Below are 18,489 nucleotides of genomic sequence, written 5' to 3'. Positions count from 1 at the left end.
GATGAGCACCTCCACCGAGCACGCCATCGGCGCGGCCATGCCGACGCCCCGCCGGGGCCTGTCCGCGACCCTGCACGACTCCTGGGTGGTCGCCAAGCGCAACCTGCGCAGGATGTCCCGGATCCCCGAGATCGTGGTGTTCGGGCTCATGCAGCCGGTCATGTTCGTGCTGCTGTTCTCGTACGTCATGGGCGGGGCGATCAAGATCCCCGGGACGAACTCCAGCTCCCACACGTACATCCAGTTCCTGATGGCCGGCATCTTCGCCCAGACCGTCACCTTCGCCGTCGCCGGCGCCTCGGCCGGCATCGCGGAGGACATGACCAAGGGCCTGGTGGACCGCTTCCGCTCGCTGCCGATGGCCCGCTCCGCGGTGCTGGTCGGCCGCACCCTCGCGGACCTGTGCCAGACCGCCTTCACGCTCGTCGTGCTGGCGCTGGTCGCGCTGCTGGTCGGCTGGCGGATCCACGAGGGGGTGCTCAAGGCGCTCGGCGCCTTCGGGCTGCTGCTCCTGCTCGGCTACGCCTTCTCCTGGATCGGCGCGCTGATCGGCCTCTCGGTGCGCAGCCCCGAGGCGGCCACCTCGGCCGGGCTGATCTGGCTGTTCCCGCTGACCTTCATCTCCAACGCCTTCGTGCCGGTCAGCTCGATGCCGGGGTGGCTGCAGGGCGTCGCCTACTGGAACCCGTTCAGCGCGACCGTGCAGGCCTGCCGGGACCTCTTCGGCAACCAGGTCGGCCCGGTGGACAGCGCCTGGCCGATGCAGCACGCGGCGCTGGTGTCGGTGCTGTGGTCGGTGGTGATCACGGCGGTGTTCTCGTGGCTGTCGGTGCGCAAGTACCGCTCGGCGGCGGGCTGAGCGGCGCGGCCGCGGCTGCGCTTTCGGCCTACGGTCCGGCTCTGACGTCTTCTGCTTCCGTCGGCCGGAGATGCGTGAGGGCGGTTGCGGAGTCCCCTACGGACTCCGCAACCGCCCTCCGGCGGTGCTGCTCGGGGCCGGGTCAGCCGGCGTGCGGCACGACCTTGACGATCTTCACCATGGCGGGCTTGCCGTTCGGCAGCTCGTAGGTGGCCTCGTCACCGATCTTCTTGCCGTCGATCGCGCGGCCCAGCGGCGACTGCGGCGAGTAGACGTCGACGGCGTCGGCGCCCGCGACCTCGCGCGAGGCGAGCAGGAACTCCATCAGGTCGTCCTCGTCACCGTCGAACGCGACCGTGACGACCATGCCCGGGGCCACCACGCCGGAGTCGGCCGGGGCCTCGCCGACCTTGGCGCGCTCCAGCAGCTGGGTCAGCTGGCGGATGCGCAGCTCCTGCTTGCCCTGCTCCTCCTTCGCCGCGTGGTAGCCGGCGTTCTCCTTGAGGTCGCCCTCCTCGCGCGCCGCCTCGATCTTCTGGGCGATCTCGATGCGCCAGGGCCCGGTCAGGTGATCCAGCTCGGCCTTGAGCTGGTCGTAGCCGGCCTGAGTGAGCCAGGTCACGTTCTCGCTGGTCTGGGTCACGGGTGCTCCTCGTAGGTGCTGGGGCTGAGCTGAGGGTGTGAGTCGTCAGCAGGGTCGACGATGATATTGGTCGTAACTACAAAGCAACGCCCGCTCCCGTACCATCCGGTGCGGAAGGGGCGAAACCACGAGCCTAACAAGTCCTGCGGACAAGCGGGAGAGGCGTTGGCGCGGCATTGACGGTGGCGTTGCGCCACGGTGTACGGCAACCGGCTGCGGGACTTCCTACGGATGCCCGTTCCGGCGGGTGAGTATGCGTACCCACTGCGTTCCGGCCGCTTTCCCGCCACGGCCCCGCCACGTCCCCGCTACGTCCCCGCTGCTCCGCCGGGTGGACTCCGCGTGCCGCGCCGTTACTTCGCCGGGGTGCAGCCGAGCAGCTCGGCGGTGGTGCCGCGGGCGGTGGTGCGCAGGGTGACGGTGGCCTCGTAGCTGGACCCGGCCGCGGGGACCGGGAAGTCGGCCACCCCGACCACCCCGTGGTCGTCGCCCTGCGAACGGACCGTGCAGGTGCCGGCCGTCCCGTCGCTCTTGCGCACGCTGAGGTGCAGCTGCACCTCGGAGTCGGAGAGCACCTGGAAGGTCGGCACCGAGCCGTTGATCTTCGACTCGCGCAGCAGGTAGGAGCCGCCCAGCCAGGCGATCAGCCCCAGGCCGAGCACGCCGCAGACCGCGCCGACCACCTTGAGCCGACGGTCCGACTCGCCGTCGCCCCTCCGGCCGTAGCGCCCCTCGGGCAGCTGCGTCGCGGTGCTCTGTGCAGTCATCGGACTCCGTCCTCTCCTCGGGAGGAGCCGCGCGGGTGGTGCGGGGGAATGCGACGGACCTCCATTCCGTCACTATAGGAGGGGCACGCCCGCGGCCGGTCCGGCGGGGGCGGGGCCCGGCCGTGCCGGAGACCTGCCGCAGGCCGGCCCCGCGGCGACGTGGTCCCGAAGTGAGCGGTTCGTACGGTGGGCAGACCGGACTTCGCGGAACGCCCGACGATGTGGAAGGAACGCAAGGCGTTGACTGAGCAGTTGCGACTGATGGCGGTGCACGCCCACCCGGACGACGAGTCCAGCAAGGGCGCGGCCACCATGGCCATGTACGTCGAGCACGGTGTGGACGTGCTCGTGGCCACCTGCACGGGGGGCGAGCGCGGGTCGGTCCTCAACCCCAAGCTGCAGGGGGACCCGTACGTCGAGGAGAACATCCACGAGGTGCGCCGCAAGGAGATGGACGAGGCGCGGGCGATCCTCGGCGTCAAGCAGGCCTGGCTGGGCTTCGTGGACTCCGGCCTGCCGGAGGGCGACCCGCTGCCCCCGCTGCCCGAGGGCTGCTTCGCCCTGGAGGACGTCAAGGAGGCGGCCGAGCCGCTGGTCCGGCTGATCCGTGAGTTCAAGCCGCAGGTCATCACGACCTACGACGAGAACGGCGGCTACCCGCACCCGGACCACATCATGACCCACAAGATCACCATGCTGGCCTTCGACGCCGCCGGCGACCCGGACGCCTACCCCGAGGCCGGCGAGCCCTGGCAGCCGCTCAAGCTCTACTACAACCACGGCTTCCCGATGGGCCGCATCCGCGCCCTGCACCAGTACCTCACCGAGCACGGGCACGACTCCCCGTACGGCGAGTGGATCGCGGGCTGGGAGAAGAGCGGCCGCCAGGAGCGCGAGATCACCACCCGGGTGCGCTGCGACGACTGGTTCGAGACCCGCGACCGCGCGCTGATCGCCCACGCCACCCAGATCGACCCGGACGGCCCGTGGTTCCGCGTCCCGCTCGACGTCCAGCGCGAGGTCTGGCCCACCGAGGACTACGAGCTCGCCCGTACCCTGATCGACGTGGACCTCCCGGAGGACGACCTGTTCGCCGGACTGCGCACCCCCACCCTGGCGGCCGAGGCCGCCGACGCGCGCGACTGACCCACCCCCGACGGCCCGGCTCGGCGTGAGCCGGGCCACCATAGAGATATGAGCGCCCCCGTGAACCTCGTCCACCTCGCCGCTGACCTCGCCGTCGACGACGCCAAGGTCACCCCCGGTCTCCTCGGCTTCGTCGTCTTCGCCGCCCTCGGCGTGGCGACGTGGTTCCTGGCCAAGTCGATGAACCGCCAGTTCAAGAAGGTCAACTTCACGGAGGAGCCGGAAGCCCCCAAGGAGTAGCCCCTCCCGCCCGGGGCCCCACGGCCCCGGGCGAGGGCGCGACGCCCGCCGGCCCGGCCCCGGGGGAAGCCGGCCCGGCGGGGCGGCCTGACGCCTGCGGGGCCCGTCGTGCGGGAGGATGGGGGCCATGCCGAACCGTCTCGCGGACGCGACCTCGCCGTACCTGCTGCAGCACGCCGACAATCCGGTCGACTGGTGGCCCTGGGGGCCGGAGGCCTTCGCGGAGGCCGAGCGGCGGGGGGTGCCGGTGCTGCTCAGCGTCGGCTATGCGGCCTGTCACTGGTGTCATGTGATGGCGCACGAGAGCTTCGAGGACGCGGAGCTCGCCGGGTACCTGAACGAGCGGTTCGTCGCGGTCAAGGTGGACCGGGAGGAGCGGCCGGACGTCGACGCGGTGTACATGGAGGCCGTGCAGGCGGCGACCGGGCAGGGCGGGTGGCCGATGACGGTCTTCCTCACGCCGGGTAAGGAGCCGTTCTACTTCGGCACCTACTTCCCGCCCGCCCCGCGGCACGGGATGCCGTCCTTCCGGCAGGTGCTGGAGGGCGTGGACGCGGCCTGGCGGGACCGGCGGCAGGAGGTCGGCGAGGTCGCCGCGCGGATCCGGGCCGACCTCGCGGAGCGCGCCGCCGTCTACTCGGCCGGCGCCCACCACCCGCCGGCCGACGCCGACCTGCACCAGGCCCTGGTCACCCTCAGCCGGGAGTTCGACCAGGCCCGTGGCGGCTTCGGCGGGGCCCCCAAGTTCCCCCCGGCCATGGTGATCGAGTTCCTGCTCCGCCACCACGCCCGGACCGGCTCCGAGGCCGCCCTGGAGATGGCCGTCCGCACCGCCGAGGCGATGGCCCGCGGCGGCATCCACGACCAGCTCGGCGGCGGCTTCGCCCGCTACGCCGTGGACGCCGACTGGGTGGTGCCGCACTTCGAGAAGATGCTGTACGACAACGCCCTGCTGCTGCGCGCCTACCTGCACCTGTGGCGGGCCACCGGCTCCGCGCTCGCCCGCCGGGTCGCGCTGTCCACGGCCGACTTCCTGCTGCGCGAACTCCGCACGCCCGAAGGCGCGTTCGCGTCCGCGCTGGACGCCGACAGCCTCGACGAGGAGACCGGCGCCTCCGCCGAGGGCGCCTACTACGTGTGGGAGCCCGGCCAGTTGGTCGACCTGCTCGGCCCGGCCGACGCGGCCACCGCCGCCCGGCTGTTCACCGTCACCGCCGACGGCACCTTCGAACACGGCACATCCGTGCTCCAACTCCTCACCGACCCGGTGGACTTCGCCGAGTACGAGGAGATCCGGCAGCGGCTGCTCCAGGCCCGGGCGGCCCGGCCCGCACCCGCCCGCGACGACAAGGTGGTCGCCGCCTGGAACGGCCTCGCCATCGCCGCCCTCGCCGAGACCGGCGCCCTTCTGGAGCGCCCCGACCTCGTCGAGGCCGCCGAACGCGCCGCCGACCTGCTGCTCGCCGTCCACCTCACCCCCGACGGCCGGTTGCTGCGCACCTCCCGGGACGGCCGCCCCGGCACCAACGCCGGTGTCCTGGAGGACTACGCCGACACCGCCGAGGGTTTCCTCGCCCTCTACGCCGTCACCGGCGAGGCGGAATGGCTCCAACTGGCGGGCGGCCTGCTCGACACCGTGCTCAAGCACTTCACCGACGAGGACTCCGGCGCCCTCTACGACACCGCCGACGACGCCGAGGAACTCATCCGCCGCCCCCAGGACCCGACCGACAACGCCACCCCCTCCGGCTGGACCGCCGCCGCCGGCGCCCTCCTCGGCTACGCCGCGTACACCGGCTCCGAGCGGCACCGCACCGCCGCCGAACGCGCCCTCGGCATCGTCGGCGCCCTGGCCGCCCGGGCCCCCCGGTTCATCGGCTGGGGCCTCGCCGTCGCCGAGGCCCTGCTCGACGGGCCGCGCGAGGTCGCCGTCGTCGGCCCGGCCGACCACCCGGCCACCGCGGCGCTGCGCCGGGCCGCGCTGCTCGGGACGGCGCCCGGCGCCGTCGTCGCGGTCGGCGAGCCGGGCGAGGCCGCCGCCGAGGTGCCGCTGCTGGCGGACCGCCCGCTGGTCGGCGGCGCGCCCGCGGCGTACGTCTGCCGGCACTTCGCCTGCGAGGCGCCCACCACCGATCCGGCGGTGCTCGGCGAGCGGCTCGGCGTCGTCGTGGCCGTGGGCGAATAGTCGTGGGCGAATAACCGTTGGCGCACGGGCGTCGAGCGGGGTGAAGATGGTCCATGACCTGGACGCTCAGCACCTCGCTCGACGACTTCCGCCACCACGCGGGCGACTTCCTGGCCACCCGCCCGGCCGAGAACACCGTCCTGCTCACCGTCGCCCACCGGCTCGCCGGAGCCGGCCTCGACGCCTTCGGGGAGCGGCCGCCGGTCTTCGGCTGGTGGCGGGCCGGACCGGGCGGATCGGTCGAGGGCGCCTTCCTGCAGACCCCGCCGTTCGCCCCCCGGCTCTCCGCCATGCCCCCGGCCCTGGCCGCCGAGCTGGCGGTCCGCCTGGCCGAGGCCGGCCCCGGGTTCACCGAGGTCGCCGGAGTCGGCGGCGGGGCCGAGCCGGTCCGCGCCTTCGCCGAGGCCTGGACGGCCGCCACCGGCATCGACCACTCCGTCCGGGTCGAGGAGCGGCTCTACCGGCTCGGCCGGCTCACCGACCCGCCGCGCCCGCCCGCCGGCCGGCCCCGGCTCGCCGGACCGCCCGACCGGGAACTGGCGATCCGCTGGTACGAGGAGTTCCTGCGCGAAGTCGAGATCGCCCCCTCCGACGTGGCCCGGGCGGTGGACGACAAGCTGGCCTCCGGCAGCCTCCACCTCTGGGAGGACGCGGGCACCCCGGTCGCCCTGGCCGGCGCCAGCCCCGTGCTCGCCGGAATGTCCCGCATCGGCCCGGTCTACACCCCCGCCGACCGCCGCGGCCGCGGCTACGCCAGCGCCGTCACCGCGGCGGCCTCCGCCCACGCGCTCGGCCTGGGGGCGCAGGAGGTGCTGCTCTACACCGACCTCGCCAACCCGACCAGCAACTCCATCTACCAGCAGATCGGCTACCGGCCGGTGGAGGACTGCCTGGTGGTGGACTTCCGGACGCCGTAACGGAGTTGCGCGGAACGCGGCAAGGCGTCACGCGTCCCTGGTCAGGTGGACGCCGGCCACCCCGGCCACCTTCGTCTCGAAGGGGTCGTGGGACGCCGCCGCCGGTGGCGGCAGGTGGTCGGCGTTCCGGTGGTCGGTGTTCCGGTAGTCGTGCGCGCAGGTGATCAGATGGCCCCCGGCGGTCTTCATGTCGGTGGCGAGCCCGTCCAGCAAGGTCTTCCACGCACTGCCGCACCCCGTCAGCGCCGCCCCGCTCTGCCACCCGGCCAGGCTCCCGGCGGCCGTGGCGCTCGGCTCCGCGAGCTTCGCCGTCTCCTCGGGGACCTTCCCGGCGACCGTCAGCGCATTGCTCCCGGCAGCGGCCAACTCGCCTGGTTTGACGGTGAATCCCGGGTCCTGTCCCATGCGGTTTCCCCCTGACAGCCGCGTCGGTCGCGGACGCTATGGTAGCTGTGAGTGTCGTGGGGGACACAGGGCACACAGGGGGTGCGGGGATGGACATCGCAAGCCTGAGGAACGCCAGACCGGCGGACCTGTACACGGCCGCAGGGGCGTACGACACCTTGTGCAAGGCCATGGCGCAACACGCCACGGACTGGAAGAGCGGGACCGCCGACCGGGCCCACGGCTCCCAGTGGTCGGGGCCGGCGGCCGACGCCGCGATGCCGGTGCTCGACGGTTTCACCGGCAAGATGCGTGCGGCGGTGACGGAGCTCGGCCTGATCGGCAAGGAGATCCGTGACTGCGCCGATGCCATGACGCTGGCCCAGGGCAGGCTCACCACCGCACTGTCGGATGCGCAGGCGAAGGGCTTCACGGTCAGCGACACCGGTGCCGTGAGCTGGCCCGCGTCGACCAACCCGTACCAGGCGCCGGACTGGGAGGCCAAGCAGAAGACAGCCGCCGACGGGATCAGCAAGCAGATCGCCAAGGCGCTGGCCGACGCGGCGGAGGCCGACGACGCCCTGACCGCCGGGCTCAACAGGTTCGCCGGGCACGCCAAGGACAAGTCGGGCCTGGACGAGAAGACGGCCGGCGCCGATGCGTACATGGAACAGTTCGGCGATGCGTCCAACCCGGAGTGGCGGCGGAACATGCCGCTCAAGGGCGCGCCTGCCACCGAGGTCAACTCCTGGTGGAAGGGGCTCGGCCCGCAGGGCCAGCAGTGGTTCCTCAGCCACCACCCGGAGGTGCTCGGCAATCTGGACGGCATTCCGGCGGAGGTGCGGGACCAGGTGAACCGCAAGCACCTGGAGGCCCTGATGGGTCCCATCAGGGCCAAACTGAGGCTGAGGCAGCCACTGGACGCCGGCGACAAGGCGAACCTCGCCCTCTACGGTCCGATCGGCGAACGCCTCGCCGCGAGCCAGGGCGATCCGCCGATCTACCTGTTGGGTCTCGGTGACGAGGGGCAGGGCCGGGCGGTCCTCTCCTACGGGAATCCGGATACCGCCACCGACGTCTCCGTGTACGTGCCGGGGATCACCACCACGATGGCGAGCCTCGGGACCGGGAAGAACGACGGGACCAACGAGGCGGAGAACGGTCTCAACCTCTATCGCGCCGCGAGCGGCAAGGCCCCGGCCGGTCACTCCGTCGCCTCGGTGGTCTGGCTCGGTTACGACTCGCCGGGAATGGACCTCGGAGCCGCGTCGACCAAGGCAGGCAAGGACGGCGCCCCGGCGTACGCGAACTTCCTGAGCGGGGTGCGGGCGAGCCACGAGGGCACCCAGCCCCCGCACGTCACCGCGGTCGGGCACAGTTACGGGTCGTACCTGGTCGGTCAGGCGACCAGGCTCGCCACCCAGCCGGGGTCGCACTACGTGCCGCCGGACGACGTGGTCTTCATCGGCAGCCCGGGTGTCGGCGTGGACAAGGCCGCCGACCTCAGGATGCCCGCTGGTCACGTCTGGGTCGGTGCCGCCGACAACGACGTCGTGACGCACGCCCCGTCGAAGTTCAGCCTCGACCCGGACGAGCGCTGGTACGGCAGGGATCCGTCCAGCAAGCATTTCGGTGCGAACCGCTTCACCGTCGACGACTGGAGCCGTGGCAACCCCGTCGATGCGCACACCAAGTACCTGAACGGGCGGGGTGGGCCCTCGCTGGACAACATCGCGGCCGTCGTCACGGGCAGCGGGGGCGTCAAACTGCAGGGTCAACGCGGGTGAAGCGGCCGCGACGGATGCTGGGCTGTTCCGTGGCAGCGATGGTCGTCCTGGCCGTCGGGACGGGGCTGTTCTACAACGGGTACGGCCCGATGGCGCTGATGGACCGGGATTCCACCCGGAGCGCGAGTGAGACCAAGGGGCAGCTCGACGACACCCTGAGGGCTGCTTCGGACGCGATCAGTCCGGTGCTGAGCTACTTCGGCGGCGTGTACGTCGTCGAGCGTGCTCCGGATCACGCCGACGGCGAGCCGAGTCTGCGGTCCAGCGTCACGGCCTCGGTCTCCGTCCGGACCAGGGTGGCCCCGGCGAAGATTCAGGTACTGCTGGACCGGCTCGATCAGCTCTGGGGTGGGCATTGTCGATCCGGAGGATCCTCGGAAGCCGGGGCGAAGCGCTACACGGACCTGAACTGTTCCGGGCGCGGAGAAGCCCTGTTCACGCTGTCGGTGGTGAGTTCCACGACCGACTCGACCGTGCAAGTGCTCATGAGCGCAGAGGCGTCCGGAGTGCGCTACCAGCCCGCCGAAGGCTACGGCGAGTCCCCGGTCGGTCCTCGGCTGACCGGGCACGAGCCCGCCCCCGACGTCGACGACCCGTACTGGTCGCACTGACCTCGCCGCCTCACTCCCAGTCCCACCGGATGCCCAGGATGCACGGGCGGATCGCCGTGGCGACCAGGTGGACGCAGTGGTGGCCGTCGAGGGTCAACTCCTCCGTCTCGTACGGGGCTGCGCCGGGGGAGTGGAGGGCGATGCGGTGGCAGCGGACGGGGAGGGCGGCGGGGTGGAAGGTGATCTGGAGGACGTACTGGCCGGCGCCGGAGTTGAAGCCGCGGACGTACTCGCAGCTGGGGGTGGGGGAGGGGGCGTCGTCGAAGCCGTAGCCGAGGAGGTGGGTGTCGCCGGCGCGCAGGCGGCGGTCGAGGAGGAGTTCGGCGGCGAGGAGGTGGTGGGTCTGGTCGCGGCGGATGCGGCCGGGGCGGCAGTTCTCCTCGGCGCGGACGCCGACGAGGGCGGTGTCGCTGCCGGGGTCGCCCTGGTGGAGGGCGAGGTAGCGGTCGATGCCGTCGCGGTGGGCGCGCAGGGCGTGTTGGGAGTCGCGGCGGGTGAGTTGGCGGTCGGGGCCGACGCGGATGCGTTCGATGTGGGTGATGGTGTGCAGGCCGGTGTCGCGGGGGCCGGCGAGGACGGCGAGCAGGCCGTCGACGGCGGTGGGCGGGGAGATCAGGTCGCGGTAGGGGCGGACGGGGGGTCCGGCGGCCGCGGCGGTGCGGCGGGGGCCGAGGAGCCGGGTGAGGGAGTGCTCGGGGAGGTCGAGGACGTCTTCGAGGGCGGCGACGGCGCGTAGTGATTCGGGGCGTTCGGGCCGGCGGCGCCCCTGTTGCCAGTAACTGAGGCTGGTGAGGCCGACGTTGACGCCGCGCAGGGCGAGGTGGCGGCGGATGCGGTGCAGGGCGAGGCCGCGGGTGGCGATGGCGGTGCGCAGGGCGAGGTGGAACGGGCCGGTGCGCAGGGCGGCGGCGAGGTCGGCTGGGTCGCTTCGGTGGATGGCGGCCTCCTGGCGGGCGCGGACCGGGTTCCGGGTTTTGACCGTGAATATTCACATCCGGGCGGCGGTTTGTCACCGGTCCGGGCAGCTCGCGCCGGGGTTTCCCGGCTGCGGTTCACATCCGCGCGGGCCCGTTCACAGCGCGGTCGGGGCCGGTCCGGGGCCGTTGACCGGGCCCGGAGTGCGGCGCGATGCTCGGGGCGCGATCCGGACCGCGCCCCCCACAGCACCTCGCTCCACTCGTGCAAGGAGGCATTCCCCCATGCCAGTTCCACGGATACGGCTGCGCCGCGCGGTCTCGCTGCTGGCCCTGGGCGTGCTGGGCCCGGCGCTGACCGCCGCGGTGAGCACCCCGGCGTCGGCCACCCCCACGGCCGCCCCCGCCCCCGCCCCCGCCCCCGCCCTCCACCGGGCCGCGCACCAGGTCCGCCCGGCGGCGGCGCCCGGCAGCACGGCCGATCTGGCCGGCACGTTCAAGAAGCTCAACATCACCATGCAGCAGCAACAGCAGACCAACTGGTGCTGGGCGGCGAGCGGGAACACCATCGCCACCTGGTTCGGCTACAACTACAGCCAGAACCAGTTCTGCAACGCCGCGTTCGGCCGCTCGGTCGACTCCAGCTGCCCCAACAGCCAGGCCTCGCTGGCCGACGTGCAGAACGGGCTGGACTGGGTCGGCATCAACCCGGGTTCGTACGTCACCGGGTACCTGCGCTACACCACCGTGCAGTCCGAGGTGGACGCCAACCGTCCGATCGAGACGCGCATCCAGTGGAGCTCGGGCGGCGGGCACATGCACGTCCTGTACGGGTACGACACCGGCAACAACTGGGTCTACTGGGGCGACCCGTGGCCGTCCAACTACCGCTACAACTGGGCGGACTACTCGTACTACGTGAACAACAACACGTTCTCCTGGACCCACTCCCTGTACCGGATCGGCGCGTGAGGACGACCATGACCGAGCTCAGTACGGCCCGCCGGGCCGCCGTCACCGTCCTGCTCGCCGCCGGCCTCGCGCTGGCGCTCGCCCCGGCCGCGCAGGCCGACGCACCCGAGGCACCCGCAGCGGGCGCACCGGCACCCGGCGCACCCGTGCCGGTGCCCGCCGCCGACCTGGCCGGGGCCCGCAGCGCCGTCCAGGACCCGGCGGTGCTCGACAAGGTGGGCCACTTCTTCGCCCGCAAGGGCGTCCCGCCGACCCGACAACTGACCATCGGTGCCGCCGAGGAGGCGAAGGCGGCGAGCGACGCGGCGCCCCGCCTGGCCGGGGACACCGTGCCGGTCTACACCCTGGACGCCGGTTTCGTGTCCGGCACCCCGGGCGCACCGGTGGCGAAGGCCGAGTTCACGGCGAGCAAGGTGGTCGCGGCGGACGGGCAGAGCGCCTCGGTCTGGACGGTCCGCCAGGGCGACTCCTGGCGGGTCGTCAACATCGCCTCCGGCGGTGACGAGAGCGACTACGCGGCGAAGGCGGCCGGCAGCGGCGGCGGTACGGCCTTCCGGGAGCCGCAGGTCAACGCCTGGTACGTGCTGCGCGACGGCCGGGTGCTGCCGCTGGACGACGAGGCCCGGCGCTCGGTGGGCGCGGGCGGGGTGTCGCTGGCCGGGTACCAGCAGCTGGTGCACCAGCGGTACGGGGACAAGCTGCCCGGCTCGGCGTACGACCGGGAGGGCAAGGGCGGCGGCTACGAGGTGAACGCCGCGGGGGCGGCCGAGGCTGCCCCGGCCGGGGCGGACGGCGGCTCGGCGCTGCCGGCCGTGACGGCGGCCGCCGCGCTCGGCGCCACCGCGCTGGTGGGCGCCGGCGCGGTACTGCGGCGCAGGCGGGGCAACCGCTGAGACCGCGACGGGGCCCGGCTCTCCACCGAGCCGGGCCCCGTCACGTCACCGTGCGCTCACACCCCGGCGAAGCCGCTCTCCAGCAGCGCGAAGGTGCGGTCGACCAAGTCGGCGATGTCCTCCCGGCCGTCCTGCGCGGCCCACTGGAGCACGGCCTCGGCGGTGGCGGCGCCGATGGCGGCGGCCGTGACCCGCATCTCGTACGTGGGGTGCTCGGCGCCCGCCCGCCGGGTGAGGACGGAGAGGTACAGCTCGTGCGGGCTGTTGCCGGTCCGGAACAGTCCGGCGCGCAGCGCGGGGACCTCGGTGACCAGCCGCATCCGGGTCAGCAGTTCCTGGCGTTCGTGCTGGAGCAGGGCGCGGATCAGGCCGATGAGGGCCTCCCGGCAGGACCGCAGGAAGGGTTCGTCGGCCGGCCGGGCGAGCAGGGCGGCGATCATCGCCGGGTCGTACTCGTCGGTCAGGACGAGGTCCTCCTTGGTGGCGAAGTACCGGAAGAGGGTGGAGGGGGAGACCTCGGCGGCGGCGGCGATCTGCTCGACCGTGGTGTTCTCGTAGCCCTGCTCGGCGAACAGGCGGTAGGCCTCGCGGCGCACGGTCTGCCGGGTCTTCAACTTCTTCCGCTCGCGCAGCGACAGCGGCGCCTCCAGCAGTGCCTGGACCGGGTTGGTCGGGGCGTCCGGGAGGGCCGCGGTCGGCTGCTCGGTCTTCATGGCCCCGATTATCGGTGATCTCCGGCGGTGGCGGGTTCGGGCCGGTCGGCGGGGGTGTCCCGGGTGGGTTCCCCGGCCGGCATCCGGGCCGCGACCAGGACCGCCGAGAACGCCGCGACCAGCCCGGCGACCAGCAGGACCAGCCCCATCCCGTGCACGTACGCCACGTGTGCCGCGGCGGCGAGCGCCGGCCGCCCGCTCTCCCGGGCGACGGCGTCGGCGGCGACCACCGACGCCCCGGCCCGGCGCGCCGCCTCGGCGGGGAGCCCGCCGGTGTCCAGCGCGCCCCGGTAGGACCCGGCCAGCAGGCTGCCGAAGACGGCGATCCCGATCGCGCCGCCGACCTGCCGCAGGGTCTGGAGCAGTCCGGAGCCGACGCCGGCCCGGGCGGGCGGCAGGGTGATCAGGGCGGAGCCCTGGGCGGTGATCAGGGCCAGGCCCATGCCGAGGCCGAGGACGGTGAGCCAGGGCGCGGCCCGCCCGTACCCGTCGGCGCTGCCGGTGCGGCTGCCGAACAGCAGGGCGGCGGCGAGCAGGGCCAGGCCGAGGGTGATCACGGTGCGGGCGCCGAGCCGCGCCACCAGCCGTTCGCTGAGCCGGGCGGCGACGAGCAGGCCGAGCATCATGGGCATCAGCCGCAGTCCGGAGCCGAGGGCGTCGGTGCCGAGCACGCTCTGGAAGTAGAGCGGCAGGACGAAGAAGGCGCCGAACAGGACGAGCGAGATCAGGGTGGCGGCGACCGAGGACCAGCGGAAGGTCGGGTCGGCGAGCAGGGCGAGGTCGAGCATCGGATCGCTCCGGCGGCGGCTGCGCAGCACCAGGGCGGTGAGCAGCACCACCGAGCCGGTCAGGGTGGTGAGCACCAGGAGGTCGGCCCAGCCGCGGTCGGAGCCCTCGATGATGCCGTAGGTGAGCGCGCCGAGGCCGGTGGCGGCGAGGGCGGTCGCGGGCAGGTCGATCCGGGGTGCGGCGGGGTTGCGGGTCTCGGGCAGCAGCAGGAGGCAGGCGACCATGCCGATCACGGTGAGCGGGACGTTGACGGCGAAGACCGAGCCCCACCAGAAGTGCTGGAGCAGCAGGCCGCCGATCAGCGGCCCGAGCGGGGCGCCGCCGGCGATCGCGGCGGAGAGGATCGCGGTGGCCCGGCGGCGCTCGCCGGCCGGGAAGATCCCGGGGATGACCGCCAGCGACATCGGCATGACCAGGGCGGCGGCCAGGCCCATCGCGGCGCGGGCGGCGACCAGGGTGCCGGGCGAGTCGGTGAGCATGCCGACGGCGGAGGCGAGTCCGAACAGGGCGAGGCCGACGGTGAGCGTGCGGCGGCGGCCGATGCGGTCGCCGAGCAGGCCGGCCGGGAGCATCGCGGCGGCGAAGACCACGGTGTAGGCGTCGACGATCCACTGCTGCTGCCCGGTGGTGGCCTGCAACTGCGAGGCCAGGGTGGGCAGGGCGACGTTGAGGATCGTCATGTCGAAGCTGATCACCAGGACGCTCAGGGCGACGGCGACCAGGGCGAGCCAGCGGCGCGGATCGGCGGGCACGGCGACCTCCAGGGACTGCGGTTCGAGAAAGCTTCTGTCAAATGACAGTAACTATCAAAAGAGGCCGACCGTCAATTCAAAATTGGTGCGATGATCTGATCACTCTCCGTGGTGTGTCCTGGAAGTGCTGCTTCCGCACAAGGAATTGACGCAACGTTGATCTGTCGTTCGCCGCCCCGGGGCGGCTCCGGGTGACTGTCGGTAGATACCATGTGGCAATCGGTCAGTGCTGGCCGGACGCGTGCCGAGAGCGGAGAAGGGGTGGGGCGGCAGGAGCCGACCACGAGCCCGGCGCCGGGAAAGGGGAGCCGAAGTGGCCGACAGTGACGACAGGCAGGCGCGTGCCCAGGTGTGGGGCGGGGCCGTGGTGGTGGGTTCCGCGCTGGCCGTGGTCGCGGCCTACCTGATCAACGGGGCGCCCCTGGTGCTCGTGGTCGCCGGGATCGAGACGCTGCTGGTCATGGTGTACGTCGGCCGGCGCTGGCAGGCGACGCACCGGCGGCCGTCCCGGGCCGGGCACCGGCCGCGGCGCGGCATCCCGGACGCCGCGCACTGCGAGCGCTGCCGCCGGGCCCGGGAGGCGCTGGACGAGCGGCAGGCGCGCGGCCGGGTCGGAGCGGCGGCCGGGTCGGTGCTGCCGGAGTCCGCGGCGGCGGTGCGCCCCGGGCGGTCACGGTCGCAGGCACAGCAGGCGCGGGAGACGCAGCAGACGCAGCAGGCGAGGGAGGCGCAGCAGGTCCAAGAGGCGCAGCGGGCACGGTCGCAGCACGCGGTCGGCCCGGAGCCGGATCCGGAGCCGGAGCCGGGCGCCGCCGACCACCCGCCGTACCCGCGCCGCCCGCAGGCCCGCACCGGGTACGAGCGGCCCTGGACGGCCGAACGGGCGGCCACCCGGTCCACGGACCGGACGACCGCCCGTCGGGGTGCGCCGGGTTCAGCCGGCCGCGCTGTACGCCACCAGTGAGACGCCGACGTACTGGACGATGAAGGCTCCGAGGGTGAAGGCGTGGAACACCTCGTGGAAGCCGAACCAGCGCGGTGAGGGGTTGGGCCGCTTGAGCCCGTACACCACGCCGCCGATGCTGTAGAGCACCCCGCCGACGATCATCAGCACCAGGACGGCGACCCCGCCGGTGCGCAGGAAGTCCGGCAGGAAGAAGGCGGCGGCCCAGCCCAGCGCGATGTACACCGGGGTGTACAGCCAGCGCGGCGCGCCGACCCAGAACACCCGGAAGGCGATCCCGGCGAGCGCCCCGCCCCAGGCGACCCAGAGCAGTATCTGCTGGTCGGCGCCGTTGAGCAGCAGGATCGTGAACGGCGTGTAGGTGCCCGCGATGATCAGGAAGATGTTCGCGTGGTCCAGCCGCCGGAGCACGGCGTCCCCGCGCGGGCCCCAGTCGAAGCGGTGGTAGACCGCGCTGACGCCGAACAGCAGCCAGGCGCTGACCGAGTAGACCGCGCAGGCGATCTTGGCCGGTGTGGAGTCGGCCAGGCAGATCAGCACGATCCCGGCGGCGACGGTGGCGGGGAACATCCCGGCGTGCAGCCAGCCGCGCCACTTCGGCTTGTCCTCCCGGCGCTCGGCCGGGTCCTCCCCAGTGCTCTCCGCGAGCGCAGCAGCAGTCATGGGCAGCATGCTACCTGCTACCTACGGCACCGTAGGTTACTGACGCGTAAGGAAGTGGTGCTCATCACTCTTGGACGTTTTGGAGCAATCGGAGTGTGGCGCCGCACACTCCGGCCCGGACGTGAGGGGCGGGCTACTGGCCGGTAATCGTACTTACTGTAGTAAAAGATGCGTCAATTTCGCCGCAGTGCCGCGTTGGAGGCCAATAGCCGGGTCTACGCTGCAAGCACCCTCAGACCCCCGCTACGCCGTCTCCCCGCCGGGACGGCGTGAAACGGAGCGATCGTGTCGTACGAGATCTCTGCTCTCAGCGCATCCGCGCCCACCCGCCACAAGCAGCTGCTCGCTTGGGTGAGCGAGATCGCCGAGCTCACCCAGCCGGACCGCATCGAGTGGTGCGACGGTTCCGACGAGGAGTACCAGCGCCTCGCGGACCTGCTGGTGGCTCAGGGCACCTTCAAGAAGCTGAACGAGGAGAAGCGCCCCAACTCCTACTACGCCGCCTCGGACCCGTCCGACGTCGCGCGCGTGGAGGACCGCACCTTCATCTGTTCCGAGCAGGAGAAGGACGCCGGACCGACCAACCACTGGAAGGCCCCCGCCGAGATGCGCGAGGTCTTCCAGGGCGAGCAGGGACTGTTCCGCGGCGCGATGAAGGGCCGCACGATGTACGTCGTGCCCTTCTCGATGGGCCCGGTCGGCTCCCCGCTGGCCGCGTACGGCGTCGAGATCACCGACTCCGCCTACGTCGCGGTGTCGATGCGCGTGATGACCCGCATGGGCAAGGCCGTGCTGGAGCAGCTCGGCGAGGACGGGGACTTCGTCAAGGCCGTGCACACCGTCGGCGCCCCGCTCGCCGAGGGCGAGGCGGACGTGCCGTGGCCGTGCAACAGCACCAAGTACATCTCGCACTTCCCGGAGACCAGGGAGATCTGGTCCTTCGGTTCCGGCTACGGCGGCAACGCCCTGCTCGGCAAGAAGTGCTACGCGCTGCGCATCGCCTCGACCATGGCCCGTGACGAGGGCTGGCTGGCCGAGCACATGCTCATCCTCAAGCTCACCCCGCCGTCCGGTGAGGTCAAGTACGTCGCGGCCGCCTTCCCGTCGGCCTGCGGCAAGACCAACCTGGCCATGCTCCAGCCGACCATCCCGGGCTGGAAGGTCGAGACCATCGGCGACGACATCGCCTGGATGCGCTTCGGCGCCGACGGCCGCCTGTACGCCATCAACCCCGAGGCCGGCTTCTTCGGCGTCGCCCCCGGCACCGGCGTGGACACCAACGCCAACGCCATCGACACCCTCTGGGGCAACACCGTCTTCACCAACGTCGCCCTCACCGACGACGGCGACGTGTGGTGGGAGGGCCTCACCGAGGAGCCCCCGGCACACCTCACCGACTGGCGCGGCAACGACTGGACCCCCGAGTCCGGCACCCCCGCCGCCCACCCGAACGCCCGCTTCGCCGTCCCGGCCGCGCAGTGCCCGACCATCGCCCCCGAGTGGGAGGACCAGGCGGGCGTGCCGATCTCGGCGATCCTGTTCGGCGGCCGCCGGGCCACCGCCGTCCCGCTGGTCACCGAGTCCTTCGACTGGCAGCACGGCGTCTTCCTGGGCGCCAACATCGCCTCCGAGAAGACCGCCGCCGCCGAGGGCACCGTCGGCGAGCTGCGCCGCGACCCGTTCGCGATGCTGCCGTTCTGCGGCTACAACATGGGCGACTACTTCGCCCACTGGCTGGAGGTCGGCGCCCAGGCGGACGCCGCCAAGCTGCCGAAGATCTACTACGTCAACTGGTTCCGCAAGAACACCGAGGGCAAGTTCGTCTGGCCCGGCTACGGCGAGAACAGCCGCGTGCTCAAGTGGATCGTCGAGCGCCTGGAGGGCACCGCCGACGGCGTCGAGACCCCGATCGGCGTGCTGCCGAAGGTCGAGGGCTTCGACCTGGGCGACCTCAAGCTGTCCGAGGAGGACCTCGACCTGCTCTTCACCGTGGACGCCGACATCTGGCGCCAGGAGGCCGCGCTGGTGCCGGCCCACCTGGAGCTGTTCGGCGACCACACCCCGAAGGAGCTGTGGGACGAGTACCGGAGCCTGGTCGCGCGCCTCGGCTGAGCCTGAGCCTCAGCCGAGCGAGAGGTCGGCGCGCGGCACGAACCGCGCGCCGACCGAGTGGCAGGACGGCCGGAGTTCCGCCGGGTGGTCTTTCCCCGACCAAGGAGACCACCCGGGCCCGGGACTCCGGCCGTAGTGTTTTCCCGCGCGTGCTCCCCACGCGCGTTTCCCCGCCGGT

General features: G+C 72.6%; 18 protein-coding genes. 11 read left to right on the top strand and 7 right to left on the bottom strand.

Annotation, left to right across the window (positions count from 1 at the left end):
* Position 1 precedes the first annotated feature (1 nt).
* Complete coding sequence (locus ACFY2K_RS22495) at positions 2-859, top strand: ABC transporter permease (RefSeq protein ID WP_375884559.1); 858 nt, start codon at positions 2-4, stop codon at positions 857-859.
* Between the two features lie 142 nt (positions 860-1,001).
* Here the strand turns inward: ACFY2K_RS22495 and greA are convergent, their stop codons facing one another.
* Entirely contained in the window at positions 1,002-1,502 is a 501-nt protein-coding gene (gene greA / locus ACFY2K_RS22490; protein WP_375884562.1) for a transcription elongation factor GreA, read from the bottom strand.
* 353 nt (positions 1,503-1,855) lie between these two features.
* Positions 1,856-2,269 carry a DUF4307 domain-containing protein gene (locus ACFY2K_RS22485; RefSeq protein WP_375884564.1) on the bottom strand — a complete coding sequence of 138 codons (414 nt, stop codon included), beginning with the start codon at positions 2,267-2,269 and terminating at the stop codon, positions 1,856-1,858.
* 240 nt (positions 2,270-2,509) lie between these two features.
* On the opposite strand from ACFY2K_RS22485, the gene mca reads away from it, so the two are divergent.
* From mca to ACFY2K_RS22465, 4 genes are all read left to right on the top strand, one after another.
* On the top strand, positions 2,510-3,415 hold the full coding sequence (mca, locus tag ACFY2K_RS22480) for a mycothiol conjugate amidase Mca (RefSeq protein ID WP_375884567.1): 906 nt from the start codon (positions 2,510-2,512) through the stop codon (positions 3,413-3,415).
* A gap of 48 nt (positions 3,416-3,463) precedes the next feature.
* Positions 3,464-3,655 carry a hypothetical protein gene (locus ACFY2K_RS22475; protein ID WP_375884569.1) on the top strand — a complete coding sequence of 64 codons (192 nt, stop codon included), beginning with the start codon at positions 3,464-3,466 and terminating at the stop codon, positions 3,653-3,655.
* A 127-nt stretch (positions 3,656-3,782) separates the two neighbouring features.
* Entirely contained in the window at positions 3,783-5,840 is a 2,058-nt protein-coding gene (locus ACFY2K_RS22470) for a thioredoxin domain-containing protein (RefSeq protein ID WP_387713471.1), read from the top strand.
* A 53-nt stretch (positions 5,841-5,893) separates the two neighbouring features.
* Positions 5,894-6,757 carry a GNAT family N-acetyltransferase gene (locus ACFY2K_RS22465; RefSeq protein WP_387713468.1) on the top strand — a complete coding sequence of 288 codons (864 nt, stop codon included), beginning with the start codon at positions 5,894-5,896 and terminating at the stop codon, positions 6,755-6,757.
* A 27-nt stretch (positions 6,758-6,784) separates the two neighbouring features.
* Here ACFY2K_RS22465 and ACFY2K_RS22460 read toward each other — a convergent pair whose 3' ends face one another.
* Positions 6,785-7,162: a hypothetical protein gene (locus ACFY2K_RS22460; protein WP_380529361.1), complete on the bottom strand. Its 378-nt coding sequence runs from the start codon at positions 7,160-7,162 to the stop codon at positions 6,785-6,787.
* Positions 7,163-7,251: 89 nt separating this feature from the next.
* On the opposite strand from ACFY2K_RS22460, the gene ACFY2K_RS22455 reads away from it, so the two are divergent.
* Both ACFY2K_RS22455 and ACFY2K_RS22450 read left to right on the top strand, forming a co-directional pair.
* Positions 7,252-8,928: an alpha/beta hydrolase gene (locus tag ACFY2K_RS22455; protein ID WP_387713465.1), complete on the top strand. Its 1,677-nt coding sequence runs from the start codon at positions 7,252-7,254 to the stop codon at positions 8,926-8,928.
* A gap of 38 nt (positions 8,929-8,966) precedes the next feature.
* The gene (locus tag ACFY2K_RS22450) at positions 8,967-9,539 is read left to right on the top strand and encodes a hypothetical protein (RefSeq protein ID WP_387713463.1); all 573 of its coding nucleotides are present in this window, start codon (positions 8,967-8,969) and stop codon (positions 9,537-9,539) included.
* A gap of 10 nt (positions 9,540-9,549) precedes the next feature.
* Here ACFY2K_RS22450 and ACFY2K_RS22445 read toward each other — a convergent pair whose 3' ends face one another.
* The gene (locus ACFY2K_RS22445) at positions 9,550-10,476 is read right to left on the bottom strand and encodes a hypothetical protein (RefSeq protein ID WP_375884874.1); all 927 of its coding nucleotides are present in this window, start codon (positions 10,474-10,476) and stop codon (positions 9,550-9,552) included.
* Positions 10,477-10,738: 262 nt separating this feature from the next.
* Here ACFY2K_RS22445 and ACFY2K_RS22440 point away from each other — a divergent pair, with 262 nt between their 5' ends.
* Together ACFY2K_RS22440 and ACFY2K_RS22435 are read left to right on the top strand one after the other, a co-directional pair.
* On the top strand, positions 10,739-11,425 hold the full coding sequence (locus ACFY2K_RS22440) for a papain-like cysteine protease family protein (protein WP_387713460.1): 687 nt from the start codon (positions 10,739-10,741) through the stop codon (positions 11,423-11,425).
* Between the two features lie 8 nt (positions 11,426-11,433).
* On the top strand, positions 11,434-12,318 hold the full coding sequence (locus ACFY2K_RS22435) for a hypothetical protein (RefSeq protein ID WP_380589686.1): 885 nt from the start codon (positions 11,434-11,436) through the stop codon (positions 12,316-12,318).
* A gap of 56 nt (positions 12,319-12,374) precedes the next feature.
* On the opposite strand, the gene ACFY2K_RS22430 is transcribed toward ACFY2K_RS22435, so the two are convergent.
* Positions 12,375-13,031 (bottom strand): TetR/AcrR family transcriptional regulator, encoded by a 657-nt coding sequence (locus ACFY2K_RS22430; protein WP_380644359.1) that lies wholly within the window; start codon positions 13,029-13,031, stop codon positions 12,375-12,377.
* A gap of 8 nt (positions 13,032-13,039) precedes the next feature.
* Positions 13,040-14,572, bottom strand: coding sequence for an MFS transporter (locus tag ACFY2K_RS22425; RefSeq protein WP_387713456.1), 1,533 nt, complete (start codon positions 14,570-14,572; stop codon positions 13,040-13,042).
* Positions 14,573-14,885: 313 nt separating this feature from the next.
* On the opposite strand from ACFY2K_RS22425, the gene ACFY2K_RS22420 reads away from it, so the two are divergent.
* Positions 14,886-15,536 carry a hypothetical protein gene (locus ACFY2K_RS22420; protein ID WP_387713453.1) on the top strand — a complete coding sequence of 217 codons (651 nt, stop codon included), beginning with the start codon at positions 14,886-14,888 and terminating at the stop codon, positions 15,534-15,536.
* Here the strand turns inward: ACFY2K_RS22420 and ACFY2K_RS22415 are convergent.
* The gene (locus ACFY2K_RS22415; protein ID WP_375884593.1) at positions 15,507-16,199 is read right to left on the bottom strand and encodes a hemolysin III family protein; all 693 of its coding nucleotides are present in this window, start codon (positions 16,197-16,199) and stop codon (positions 15,507-15,509) included. The genes ACFY2K_RS22420 and ACFY2K_RS22415 overlap by 30 nt on opposite strands.
* 285 nt (positions 16,200-16,484) lie before the next feature.
* Between ACFY2K_RS22415 and ACFY2K_RS22410 the strand changes: the two genes are divergently transcribed.
* Entirely contained in the window at positions 16,485-18,311 is a 1,827-nt protein-coding gene (locus ACFY2K_RS22410) for a phosphoenolpyruvate carboxykinase (GTP) (protein WP_375884595.1), read from the top strand.
* The last annotated feature ends 178 nt before the right edge of the window (positions 18,312-18,489 follow it).

The sequence above is a fragment of the Kitasatospora sp. NPDC001309 genome, from assembly GCF_042896295.1.
Taxonomy (GTDB): Bacteria; Actinomycetota; Actinomycetes; order Streptomycetales; family Streptomycetaceae; genus Kitasatospora.
This window is presented reverse-complemented; position numbering and strand designations above follow the sequence as displayed.

Coding starts and splice junctions, on each gene's coding strand:
- ACFY2K_RS22495 (WP_375884559.1), top strand. CDS start 2: ATGAGCACCTCCACCGAGCACGCCATCGGCGCGGCCATGCCGACGCCC.
- ACFY2K_RS22485 (WP_375884564.1), bottom strand. CDS start 2,269: ATGACTGCACAGAGCACCGCGACGCAGCTGCCCGAGGGGCGCTACGGC.
- ACFY2K_RS22475 (WP_375884569.1), top strand. CDS start 3,464: ATGAGCGCCCCCGTGAACCTCGTCCACCTCGCCGCTGACCTCGCCGTC.
- ACFY2K_RS22470 (WP_387713471.1), top strand. CDS start 3,783: ATGCCGAACCGTCTCGCGGACGCGACCTCGCCGTACCTGCTGCAGCAC.
- ACFY2K_RS22465 (WP_387713468.1), top strand. CDS start 5,894: ATGACCTGGACGCTCAGCACCTCGCTCGACGACTTCCGCCACCACGCG.
- ACFY2K_RS22460 (WP_380529361.1), bottom strand. CDS start 7,162: ATGGGACAGGACCCGGGATTCACCGTCAAACCAGGCGAGTTGGCCGCT.
- ACFY2K_RS22455 (WP_387713465.1), top strand. CDS start 7,252: ATGGACATCGCAAGCCTGAGGAACGCCAGACCGGCGGACCTGTACACG.
- ACFY2K_RS22450 (WP_387713463.1), top strand. CDS start 8,967: ATGGTCGTCCTGGCCGTCGGGACGGGGCTGTTCTACAACGGGTACGGC.
- ACFY2K_RS22440 (WP_387713460.1), top strand. CDS start 10,739: ATGCCAGTTCCACGGATACGGCTGCGCCGCGCGGTCTCGCTGCTGGCC.
- ACFY2K_RS22435 (WP_380589686.1), top strand. CDS start 11,434: ATGACCGAGCTCAGTACGGCCCGCCGGGCCGCCGTCACCGTCCTGCTC.
- ACFY2K_RS22430 (WP_380644359.1), bottom strand. CDS start 13,031: ATGAAGACCGAGCAGCCGACCGCGGCCCTCCCGGACGCCCCGACCAAC.
- ACFY2K_RS22415 (WP_375884593.1), bottom strand. CDS start 16,199: ATGACTGCTGCTGCGCTCGCGGAGAGCACTGGGGAGGACCCGGCCGAG.